At 34.8% G+C, this 11,131-nt stretch carries 11 protein-coding genes; 3 read left to right on the top strand and 8 right to left on the bottom strand.

The window, feature by feature from the left end; genetic code table 11:
• Positions 1-33: 33 nt before the first annotated feature.
• The gene (locus B3P23_RS00985) at positions 34-1,383 is read right to left on the bottom strand and encodes a peptidylprolyl isomerase (RefSeq protein ID WP_293923747.1); all 1,350 of its coding nucleotides are present in this window, start codon (positions 1,381-1,383) and stop codon (positions 34-36) included.
• A 357-nt stretch (positions 1,384-1,740) separates the two neighbouring features.
• On the opposite strand from B3P23_RS00985, the gene B3P23_RS00980 reads away from it, so the two are divergent.
• Positions 1,741-2,835, top strand: coding sequence for a lactonase family protein (locus B3P23_RS00980; protein WP_293923744.1), 1,095 nt, complete (start codon positions 1,741-1,743; stop codon positions 2,833-2,835).
• Here the strand turns inward: B3P23_RS00980 and mnhG are convergent.
• From mnhG to mbhE, 7 genes are read right to left on the bottom strand one after another with little or no spacing between them, the layout of a single operon-like run.
• Positions 2,825-3,202, bottom strand: coding sequence for a monovalent cation/H(+) antiporter subunit G (mnhG, locus tag B3P23_RS00975; protein WP_293923741.1), 378 nt, complete (start codon positions 3,200-3,202; stop codon positions 2,825-2,827). The two genes, B3P23_RS00980 and mnhG, sit on opposite strands and share 11 nt — an antisense overlap.
• A 13-nt stretch (positions 3,203-3,215) precedes the next feature.
• Positions 3,216-3,491: a monovalent cation/H+ antiporter complex subunit F gene (locus B3P23_RS00970; RefSeq protein ID WP_045752604.1), complete on the bottom strand. Its 276-nt coding sequence runs from the start codon at positions 3,489-3,491 to the stop codon at positions 3,216-3,218.
• A complete protein-coding gene (locus tag B3P23_RS00965; RefSeq protein WP_228115796.1) occupies positions 3,488-3,946 on the bottom strand; it encodes a Na+/H+ antiporter subunit E in 459 nt (152 codons plus the stop codon). The genes B3P23_RS00970 and B3P23_RS00965 overlap by 4 nt, the downstream gene beginning before the upstream one ends.
• A gap of 27 nt (positions 3,947-3,973) precedes the next feature.
• Positions 3,974-5,476, bottom strand: a complete 1,503-nt coding sequence (locus B3P23_RS00960; RefSeq protein WP_293923735.1) for a proton-conducting transporter membrane subunit — start codon at positions 5,474-5,476, stop codon at positions 3,974-3,976.
• The gene (locus B3P23_RS00955; protein ID WP_045752601.1) at positions 5,473-5,829 is read right to left on the bottom strand and encodes a Na+/H+ antiporter subunit C; all 357 of its coding nucleotides are present in this window, start codon (positions 5,827-5,829) and stop codon (positions 5,473-5,475) included. The genes B3P23_RS00960 and B3P23_RS00955 overlap by 4 nt, the downstream gene beginning before the upstream one ends.
• Before the next feature lie 7 nt (positions 5,830-5,836).
• Complete coding sequence (locus B3P23_RS00950) at positions 5,837-6,250, bottom strand: Na+/H+ antiporter subunit B (RefSeq protein ID WP_045752600.1); 414 nt, start codon at positions 6,248-6,250, stop codon at positions 5,837-5,839.
• A gap of 1 nt (position 6,251) precedes the next feature.
• Positions 6,252-8,561, bottom strand: a complete 2,310-nt coding sequence (gene mbhE / locus B3P23_RS00945; protein ID WP_293923728.1) for a hydrogen gas-evolving membrane-bound hydrogenase subunit E — start codon at positions 8,559-8,561, stop codon at positions 6,252-6,254.
• Between the two features lie 519 nt (positions 8,562-9,080).
• Between mbhE and B3P23_RS00940 the strand changes: the two genes are divergently transcribed.
• Positions 9,081-9,617 (top strand): RNA polymerase sigma factor, encoded by a 537-nt coding sequence (locus B3P23_RS00940; RefSeq protein ID WP_045752598.1) that lies wholly within the window; start codon positions 9,081-9,083, stop codon positions 9,615-9,617.
• Positions 9,618-9,846: 229 nt separating this feature from the next.
• Positions 9,847-11,007: a FecR family protein gene (locus B3P23_RS00935; protein WP_293923720.1), complete on the top strand. Its 1,161-nt coding sequence runs from the start codon at positions 9,847-9,849 to the stop codon at positions 11,005-11,007.
• Positions 11,008-11,131 lie beyond the last annotated feature (124 nt).

Raw genomic sequence — 11,131 nt, 5'->3', positions numbered from 1 at the left:
TTGAAACCCTTTTCTATTATATACTATTATGTACTATTTTTTAGAAATCCAAACTTTAAGTTCGTCACATTCTTGAAAGTCATCGGCAATATCGATGTAAGTACTTTCCCTTTTTGATTCAAACCAAGTGTTCAATTTGCGATTAACCTTATCTTGTCTTGCTGCTTCTTTAATTTTCACATAGTCTTCATCCAAATTAGCTTTATGAGGAGCAACGCGAGATTTTAGATAATTGAAACGTAGACCAACTTCACCAGTGCGATCTGTAAATTGAGCAGGTTTAGAATACTCTCCTGATTTTAATGGGTCGATTGCTTGGAATACAGATGCCTCTAACTTGTCTACTGGTATTAATGTAGATCGTGTTTCACCTTCTTGATTAAGTACCATACCGCCATTAAATTTGGTTTCTTCACTATCCGAATTTGTCGTAGCAGCATGATAGAAATCCAATTTACCTGTTGTTACTAAGTTGTAGATACTGTCCATTTTTGCTTGCGTCCGTTCTATACTAGCTGTAGTTGGTTTAAATTTGATCAAGATGTGTCTCACATGGACCTCTTCACCGCGTCTTTCCAAAACTTGTAGAAAGTGAAATCCATATTTGGTTTCAAATACAGGCGAGATCTCACCAGCTTTTAATTTAAAAGCCATCGCAGCAAATTCCTTTACCCAGTTGTCACGCGTGTTGAAACCTAAATCTCCACCATACGGGGCAGATCCATCTTCAGAATATAAACGAGCAACTGTTCCAAACTCAGAACCATCCATAACTTGCTTGCGAAGTCCTTCTGCTTTTGTTTTAAATTCAGCTTTCTCTTCCACGGTTAGCTTAGGAAACATCACAATCTCACCAATTTCAACTTCTGTATTGAAATATGGTAAGCTATCTGTATTTAAGGCTTCAAAATAACGTTTTACTTCGATAGGAGTTACATCAACTTTTTGAACAATATTTTGACGCATTTTATTCGCTTTTAATTGTTCAAAAATGCTTGGACGCATATCTTCTTTATATTGCAATAAAGATCTGTTTAAGAATTTTTCCAGTCGTTCCTGTCCACCAGCTTGTTGCGACATATAGCGTAAGCGGCTATTCAAATTATCATCTACTTCTGTTTCACCAACTTCAATGGAGTCGATTACAGCTTGTTGTGAAAGTAATTTTTGCGTCAACAGTTGTTGAAGCATTTCACATTTGAAATTTTCATTTGCTTTATTACCACTCGAAAGATATTGTGCATATTGCATATCAACATCTGATTGTAATATAATACCAGAGCCTACTGTCGCAACTACCCGATCGATTACTTGTTTTTGAGCAAATACTGTTTGTGCTGTCACAAATACCAATAATAGCAACGTATATATGTTTTTTTTCATTAGAATAATATGTCTTTTTAATGGTGATGAAGCTATCATGAGCAGTTATGACTTTCTTTTTTAAGCTATTTAAGCTCATGATGTTTTCATTCGAGGAATGTAAATTAAATACTTTTAATAAATAAACTGTTCAAACTTAAAGTTTTGAAAGCCTGCACAAAATTATTAGAATATATTAATTATTCTTAATTTTATTTCAATAATATTTCCAAGGTATCTTTGCCTTTTTCTGTTCCATAATGACAAAGAAATACGTAACATCCATGGAACAGCTAAAATAAGTATTTACACCGTATCAAAGGTAGTTTTAACCAATTTTAACACTACTTTTTAACACAAAGTTTTAATTTTGAAAACATGAAAAAAATTCTGCTTTTTATTTTGACCTGTTTCCCTTTTCTAGGTTGGTCCCAAAACATGACGATGTTTGTCGGTACCTACACATCTAATACGGCGAGTAAAGGTATATATGCTTTTGACTTCAATGCTAAAACAGGTGCAATTGAGTTGATTTCCACCACGCCAATGATTGATCCGTCTTTTCTAGCCCGTAAAGATAATATTATATATGCAGTAAGTGAGCAAGGTAAAAATAAAGGAAATTTAGCTTCATACTCTTATAATAATGGTCAATTTACCTTATTGAATGTCGTACCGACAAAGGGTGATGCTCCCTGTCATGTTGCGGTGAGTCCCTATAAAAATTTGATTGCAGTATCTAATTATTCAGGAGGCTCATTTGTACTTTATGGATTAGAACCAAATGGTGTAATTGGCAATTTAAAGGAATTTATACAACATGAAGGTAAAGGTGTCGATAAAGTAAGGCAAGAAGGTCCACATGTTCATTCTGCTTTTTTCTCCAAAAAGGGAAATGAACTTTTTGTTCAAGATTTAGGACTAGATCAAATCTCGATTTATAAGTTTATCAACCCTAAAAAACCTGATGTCAAATTGGCTGAAGATCCTGCAGAAGTATTTTCTTCGGCCGGCGGTGGTCCAAGACATATCGCTTTTGATAAGAAAGAGAAATATATGTACGTGGTGTTGGAAATGACAGCCGATATTGCCGTATATAAACGAGACGGCCAAGATTGGTTATTTGATCAGTCTATTAATATTAATCCTGACGGATTTAAAGGTGCAAATGGTGCCGCAGATATTAAAACATCTCCAGATGGTAAATTTCTTTACGCAACAAATCGAGGAGATGCAAATACCATTGGTATTTTTTCAATTGCCAAAGATGGCAAGTTAGTAAAGGTTGCAAATCAAAGTACGATGGGCAAGGGACCACGTAATTTTAATATCAGTCCAGATGGTAAGTTTCTTTTGGTGGCTAACCAGACGACCAACGAAATCGTTACTTTTAGTCGAGATGAAAAAACAGGACTATTAAAAGAGACTGGAAATCGTGTTCATGTTCCAGCCCCAGTCTGTATTATTTTTTAAGGGGTTCATCCTGTGATGAAGAGTCGTCATGCGTACCTGTACCTTTAAGCTCATGCGTCTCTTCATCATACATACCCTCCAACTCATCCATAATGGTGCCCTTCCATACTTTTATACCGGTGATATAGGCAACTCTTCCAATCATGTGTGCAGCTACAGGGGCAGTTAACATGAGGAAAAATGCAATAGCAATTGTTTTGGTTGTTACGGAGACATCCGGAAACACAATGGCGGCACAAAGTAATAATAATCCTACGCCTAAGGTTGCAGCTTTAACGGTTACAGATAGCCGTAAATAAAAATCAGGCATTCTTAGAATACCAATGGAGGCAAAGAGAATGGCTAGTGCACCAATGGTGCTCAGCACGGCAATAATAATATCAGTCATGGTGATCTTGTTTTTCTAAATAAAATGCAAAGGCTATTGTTCCTAAAAATGCAATTAATGCGAGAATCATCGCTACATCAAGAAAAATTGCTTGAGCGGTAGTGATACTGTACACCGTGATGATACCAATACCTGTAGTAATGATTAGGTCTAATGCAATCACACGGTCTGCCACATCAGGACCTTTAAAAAGACGAATAAATGTGATTACTGTAGAAAGAATTAAAATCGGTAGAATCACATAATCCAAATATTCAGTTAAGCTCATCGTAGAATTTCTAATAGTTTACGTTCAACATTGTTTTTCAACTCTGTCATGAATTTTTGTTTATCATGAAGGTACATGACATGGATATATAAAATCTTTTTATCATCACTAACATCAAGAATCAATGTACCTGGTGTCAATGAAATGAATGTCGATAAGAGATTGATCTCAAAATCAGATTTTGCATCCATCCGGTATTTTACAATTCCAGGTTTGAAAAAGTATTTAGGAGTAATGACATCATAAGCTACTTGTAGATTAGCGATAATCATTTGATAAAAGAAGAAAAAGAGAAAACTAATCGTTTTTGGTACACGATAAAAATAACGTTGATCCACCTCATTGCGATTCATCACCCAAAGGATAAAGAAACCCAGCAAGAATCCAAAAAGAAAATTAGTATAGTACATCGAACCTGTTAATGCTACCCAAATAAAAGATAGCAGCAGATTCATTAAAAACTGTTTTATCATATGTTCTTTCTATTTACCTAATACTGCTTGTATATAAGGTGTTGTGTTTAACATTTCGGATGATATGCGATCAGCTACTTGAATAATAATTTCTGCATTTAAACCAATATATAAAGAGCTTGCGGCCAAGATACAAATGGGTAGGATTAAAGCTATTTTTCGAATACCGATTAAATCCTTAAACTTATCTTCAATGGTATCTGGTTCTGGTGATTTTTTCCAGAATACTTCGGACCAAAATTTTGCAATGACGAATAGCGTGATGAAACTTCCGAGTATGAGTGCTCCTGCATAGAAGTAGTGGGCATTTTCAAAAGCTCCTTGTAACAAATATATTTTTGGCCAAAAACCTGACAAAGGTGGGATACCTGCCAGTGAAAATAAGACGATGGCAATTAATAACGAAATTTTAGGATACTCAGCATAAAGTCCCCCTAATTTTTTCATGTCCATAGAGCCACGCATCTGACGAATCAATCCTGCAATTAGAAAGAGATTCGTTTTGACCATGATATCATGGATTAAATAAAATACTGCTCCCAGAATAGCTAATTTGCTATACATACCTAATCCACCGATCATAAATCCAATATGACAAACAATCAGGTAGGAAAAAAGTCTTCTCACGTTTGTCTTTATCAATGCGCCAAATGCACCGGTTAAAATGGTTAAAATAGAGAGCACTAGTAGTAGATCACGAATAAATTCATTCGGAATAAAAATCAGCGTAAAAACCCGAAACAGGGCATAGATGCCTACTTTGGTGAGCAGACCTCCAAAAATTGCAGCAACTGCCGATGGAGGCGTGTGATAAGAAGAGGGGAGCCAAAAATAAAGGGGGAAAATAGCAGATTTAATACCAAACCCAATCAAAAAGAAAGTGGCTGTAATATCAACTATTGCCCGGTTTTCAATTTTGGGCACTATTAAAGCCAAATCAGCCATATTTAATGATCCTGATATACCATAAAGGAGCCCAATTCCTGTTAGGAAAAACGTTGAGGCAAGTATATTCATGGCCATATATTTGACAGCACCTTCTAATTGAGCTTTCCGGCCACCTAATGTCATCAGAACAAAAGAGGATATAATAATAACTTCAAAAAATACATAAAGATTGAAAATATCACCGGTTAAAAATGCACCGTTTAATCCCATTACTAAAAAGTGAAAAATGGGAAAATAACCGTACAGTATACGTTGGCGTCCGATACCTGTTGCTGAGAAAATAGATACTGCAAGAGCAGCTATAGCGGTCAATAGGACTAGAGTTGAGCTTAATAAATCGGCTACGAATACAATTCCGAAAGGAGCTTCCCAATTTGCAGCATGCATAATGAGAATATCCCCATTGAATACTTTTGTAAACAATTTGACAGCAAATATTAAGCTGATAAAGCTACCACCTATGCTGAGTACGCGTTGTGGAACTGTTTTTCTCCAAAAACCAAGCTGTATGATTGCTGTAAATAAATGTACAAGTACTGTTGCTATAATTTGATTGTCAATCATATATCTTCGTCTTCGGGTGTGTTTAAGTTATCTAGATCATCCGTGTTAATTAATGCATACACACGTTTTAATAATACAATGGCAAAGGAAGTCAGTCCAAAACTGATGACAATCGCGGTTAAAATCAACGCTTGAGGTATAGGATCAGCATATATATCTTGAAAGACTTTCAATCCATCACTGATAAGTGGCGGTTTTCCTTTAGTGATATTGCCTAGTAGAAATATCAGCATATTTGTTCCGTTGCCTAAAAGCATGATTCCTAGAAGTAATTTTACCATACTTCTTCTTAAAATCAGATATATGCCTGTTGCGTAGAGTACGCCTATGAGTAAAATAAGTAGTAATTCCATAGTTTTGTTAATCTGAACTTAATGAAATAGTAAATAAAATAGTTAAGACCACTCCAATGACCACCAGATAAATTCCTATATCAAAAAGGAGGGCAGTACCGATCATACCAATAACGGGAATGGGGTGCTCTAGCCAAAGTCCTGTCATCACTGGTAGACCAAAAATTGCGGGCATAAACATGCTAAAAGCAGATATTCCCAATCCAATAGGTATTAGAGAAAGTGGTTTATATCGTAATATTTTCATCGTTTCATTGGTACCATGAGCAAAACTATGTAGTACAAATGCGATCGAAGCAACTAGTCCACCAACAAAACCTCCTCCAGGAAAATAATGTCCTCTTAGTAATAAGAAGAATGAGAATAAAAGCAGTATAGGAAGTAGGTAGCGTGAAGCTGTCTGTAAAATTGTACTTTTCATATTATTCCTTCTCCGATGATTTTAAACGTAATTTTAATAAACTATAGACTCCGAGAGCAGCGATACTGAGCACAACAATTTCAAACATGGTGTCAAAACCCCTGAAGTCAACGAGCAATACATTAACAACATTTCTTCCTTTAGCCAGTAAGTAAGCATTTTTACCGTAAAACTCACTGATGGCAATATTGGTAGGTACATGGAGTACGCGTATGGCCACCATGGATAAGATAATACCAAATACGATAGCAACGACGACATCTCTGATTAATATCCTTTTTTTTGCGAGATTAAGAAATGGGGGTAATTTAAAGAGTACAAGCACAAATAGAACAACTGTGAGTGTGTCGATCGTAAATTGTGTCATAGCCAAATCTGGGGCACTATAAAAGACAAACAATAAACAGATACCGTAGCCGATGACACTTGTCGCTACGACAGCTGTAAGTCGCGAGGCAGTGCTTAGTGTGAGTGCAACAGCACCAAAAACAATCAAAACGGTAACCACCTCATATACACTAATGGCAGATAATAGATCCCAGTTGATATGAAGTGGACCACCAAGGTAGAGTTGATAAGCTAATAGTACTTCTGCGAATATGATAATTTTTAAAAGATAGGAACGTAAGTATCCATTATGAAAGTAGTTGGAATAACTGGTTGAAAATTGATAAATGCGCTGATATGTTTTTTGAAAAATAGTCAGTGGCGCAATAAAATTTAATCTTTCAATCCACTGCAATTTTCGTGGATTTGGTTTATTTATGAAATAAAGGATAGTCCCTAAAATAATAGTTAGGGCACTTAATAGTAATACTAAATTAAAGCCATGCCAAATTTGAAGATGAAAATCTGTTTTCACTTTCATGATACTATTGACTGTGGGTTGAGCGATCCAGTCTCCAATGATATGGGGAAAACAACCGAATAGCCCACCTAACAGAGCAAGTAATAAAGGTGGTATCCATAGGGACTTCGCTGGCATATTGATCTTTTCAAACTTTTCAGGAAGAGTACCCATAAAAGGTTTGATACCAGCCATGAATCCCGCTGAAACCAATAAGATATTGGTTATTACTGCTGCAAAGGTCAGATATATGGCTACATGTTGCTCACTGTGTAGGGTTGCTTCATAGATTAAATCTTTACCAATAAACCCCAAAGTCAAAGGCACACCAGCACTGGATAAGGCTGCTAAAAATCCGGCAATTGCTACAGGTAGTAAAACTTTTCTCAAACCCTGTAATATAGAGAGATCTCTGGTATGAGTAGCATGATCAATGATGCCTGTAATTAAAAATAAAGTTGCTTTGTATAGCGCATGGACAACAATAAAAACCGCAGCAGCGATGATCGCATCTGGAGTTCCAATTCCTAATAAAAAAACTAGAATCCCCAAAGCAGAAATTGTGGAGTAAGCGAGCACTCCTTTCATATCGGTTCTAAAGAGTGAATGAAAAGCGCCATACAGCATGGTAACACCTCCAATAATCATTAAACTATAGGTCCATGCAGGGTTGCTGCCCAAAATTGGGAAAAATCTCGCAAGGAGATATATTCCCGCTTTCACCATAGTTGCGGAGTGTAGATATGCGGAAACTGGTGTAGGGGCTTTCATTGCTCCAGGTAACCAAAAGTGAAATGGAAATTGTGCCGATTTGGTCATGGCACCTAAGATGATCAACCCTAATATATAGGGAAATAATTCATGATCTTGAATAAGCTGTGCTTTTTCTGCTAATTCAGAAATCGAGTAAGTCTGAGCAATATTACCCATGAGCACAAGCCCAGCTAATAGAAAAAATCCACCTAGTCCGGTGACACTTAGGGCTGTTAGTGCACTTTTTCTAGAAACTGCATGGTCATTATTGAAACCGATTAAGAAAAATGAGCTAATACTGGTCAGTTCCCAAAAAGTAAATAATAGAAAAATATTATCGGAGAGCACCAGCCCAAGCATGGCCGACATAAATAGGCACAGATAACCAAAAAAACGATCGATGTAAGGATCATTTTTTAAATACGATTTCGCATAAAAAAAGATACATGTTCCAATTCCTGTGATTAATAATGAAAATAGGAGTGACAGACCATCTAACCTCAAGTCAAAATTTACACCTAATGACGGAATCCAATCGATATGTTGAACGTATGATTTATCCCAACTTATCAAAGGAATATATTGTAGGTAATAAAGAAATAAAAGTAGCGGTATGAATGCGAGAATAATCCCCCATTTGGTTTTAACAAATCTGCCAAATGGAACAATAAGGCTCGATGTTATTAGTCCTAATAGAACAGTAAATAGCATTTAGTCTTTGTTTTTAATATTTGTGAAAGGCTACAATATAAGAAAAATTGATGGATTTTATTGATGTTTTGCTCAATATGGAATAAAAAAACATAAAAAAGATCCTGTTTTAGCATTACTCTGTTTGGTCAGGTTGCGCTATGAAAGCAAATTTTCAATTTTAGAGAGAGGTTTTTGAATATTGCTTTAAACCCTTTTCTTTCCGATATGAATTGTAGATAACATGATACCAAATCATGATTTTTCATGGACAGTGTTTGTGGAAATATATTGTTTAAGATGATCGATGCAATAGAAAAATGTCAGAAACATTAAATGCATAAACTCATATTAGAAAGCATCATCATGATGTGCATAAAAATGAAAATATATTATTAATATATATTCCCTTTAGAAATAATTTGAAGGAGTTATGGTTTTTAACAAAATTTAACATTAACTTCGTTTTAAACTAACATGCCAGACCGCTAACAGATTAATTAGTTATTATTTTTCTCTATTTACCAGATTTATGTTTTAATGACCAGTACCGTTAATAAAGAATTATTTGAGCAACATTATAAAAGCTTATGCCATTTTGCTTGGAAGCTCTGTGGAGATCTTACTGAAGCAGAAGATCTGGTACAAGATGCTTTTATTGCCTATTTTAACCATGAAGATCATGTTTCTACAAATGAATCTGCGGTAAAAAATTTCCTGTATACCTCGGTCCGATATGCATTTTTAAATAGTAAGCGTCGAGAAAAAGTTGTTGAAAAATATTGGTTAACAACACCATTTAACGAGTATAGTCAGGAGTCTTTAGAATTAAACATCATCCATTCGGAAGTTATTGCAGAAGTCCATAAAATTATGCAAAGCATGCCGACAGGGTGCCAGATTGTATTTAAGATGGGATATTTTGAAGGTTTGAGTAACCAAGAAATTGCTAAAGAATTGAATTTAAGTATAAATACGATAAAAACTCAGAAACAGCGCGCATTAAAAACAATTATGAAAAAGTTGCACCCTGAATTTTTTCCTATTGTGCTTCTTTGGTTTACCATAATTCGATAATTTGTACAAAAATATATTGAAGTAATATTTATTTGTAGTCAGTACTCGCATTCTTACGCTGCAATCATATCAGACCATCACCAAATCCCTAACAATTTTATAGCTATCGATGTATTTTTTCATTTAGCACATCTGTTAATCTGAATTGCTCCTAGGAATTAGATTTAATTTTATTTTTTTTTATTTGTTGTCACCCATTTTGTTCGATATCGTTTCTTTATGATATATTATGAAAAGTAAACCCTTTGTTATAGCTGAAATTATTAAAAAATCACTTGTTGAAGAACTAACAGGAGATGAAATGGCTATGCTTGAGTTTTGGATAAACTCAAAAGAGGAAAATAAGCAATTATTTGATAGTTTTAAGAAATCTCACACTATAGAAGAGGATTTAACTATCATCAACCGTATTGATCTTAACCAAGCTTGGAATACTTTAGAAAAAAAAGGTAAGGAGTTAAAAAATTCGAACCATGACTGGAATTTGAAAATTTGGATTCCTTTAATTGCTTCCTGTTTTGTTTTGTGTTTCTTTTTTTTATATCAAAATAAAACAATTCACAATTCAAAGATAATCGCCATTCAATCCACCAAACATAAAAATGATGTTAAACCAGCTTCGAATGATGCAGTGTTAATATTGGATAATGGTGAAAGTTTTGATCTTAGTAATCGCAATAATGAACAACTAACCAATAATATTAAGCTTCGAAATGATCAATTGGAATATGTTAAAGGTAAATATGAAGGAGGACAACCTAAATATAATACTTTAGTTGTTCCGAAGGGTGGCTATTACAAGCTCGAATTGTCTGATGGTACAAAGGTTTGGATAAATGCGATGTCAAGATTGAAGTTTCCAGAATCTTTTGGATCAGGGGAACGTAAAGTACAATTGGAAGGTGAAGCTTATTTTGAGGTTTATAAAGATGCTCAGCGCCCCTTTATAGTCCAAGCGAATGGTACTGATGTTAAGGTATTAGGGACACATTTTAATGTTGATGCTTATAACAAAAAAGTTCGAACAACTCTCGAAGAAGGAAAAGTAGAAGTGTCTACAGCAGATCATGCCATCATACTGCAGCCCGGTGAGTTCGCAGAGTCGGGTGATGGAAGACTTGATAAAGGCATTGCAGATCTAAATAAGGATTTAGCCTGGCATAATAATGAATTTTATTTCAATAAAGATAATATTCAATCTATTTTAGATCAGTTATCTAATTGGTATAATATAAATCCAAAATTTGATCAAGGTATCAATAGAAATAAAGCAATCACCGGATCTATTGATCGCAATGTTCCACTTTCTCAAGTACTCGAAATGCTGGAATATGTTAGTGATCTGCGGTTTAAGATAGACGGAAATCAATTAATTATTAAAAATAAATAACACGATGTATGGAGAACAATTACTAGACACAATTATTAAACAAAAAAAATACAGAGATGTTGCAGCATCCCTGTACCTATTCTTAATTAAGAAGCTAACCAGAAAAAATTAACTCTTTAACCAA

This window comes from Sphingobacterium sp. UBA6320, from assembly GCF_002440335.1.
In the GTDB taxonomy this organism is placed as follows: Bacteria; Bacteroidota; Bacteroidia; order Sphingobacteriales; family Sphingobacteriaceae; genus Sphingobacterium.
The sequence above is the reverse complement of the archived record's forward strand: the minus strand, read 5'-3'. Positions and strand labels throughout refer to the sequence as shown.

Bases quoted from the DNA above. Each gene is read 5' to 3' on its own strand.
- B3P23_RS00985 (WP_293923747.1), bottom strand. From the start codon at position 1,383: ATGAAAAAAAACATATATACGTTGCTATTATTGGTATTTGTGACAGCA.
- B3P23_RS00980 (WP_293923744.1), top strand. From the start codon at position 1,741: ATGAAAAAAATTCTGCTTTTTATTTTGACCTGTTTCCCTTTTCTAGGT.
- B3P23_RS00970 (WP_045752604.1), bottom strand. From the start codon at position 3,491: ATGAGCTTAACTGAATATTTGGATTATGTGATTCTACCGATTTTAATT.
- B3P23_RS00965 (WP_228115796.1), bottom strand. From the start codon at position 3,946: ATGAATCTGCTGCTATCTTTTATTTGGGTAGCATTAACAGGTTCGATG.
- B3P23_RS00960 (WP_293923735.1), bottom strand. From the start codon at position 5,476: ATGATTGACAATCAAATTATAGCAACAGTACTTGTACATTTATTTACA.
- B3P23_RS00955 (WP_045752601.1), bottom strand. From the start codon at position 5,829: ATGGAATTACTACTTATTTTACTCATAGGCGTACTCTACGCAACAGGC.
- B3P23_RS00950 (WP_045752600.1), bottom strand. From the start codon at position 6,250: ATGAAAAGTACAATTTTACAGACAGCTTCACGCTACCTACTTCCTATA.
- mbhE (WP_293923728.1), bottom strand. From the start codon at position 8,561: ATGCTATTTACTGTTCTATTAGGACTAATAACATCGAGCCTTATTGTT.
- B3P23_RS00940 (WP_045752598.1), top strand. From the start codon at position 9,081: ATGACCAGTACCGTTAATAAAGAATTATTTGAGCAACATTATAAAAGC.
- B3P23_RS00935 (WP_293923720.1), top strand. From the start codon at position 9,847: ATGAAAAGTAAACCCTTTGTTATAGCTGAAATTATTAAAAAATCACTT.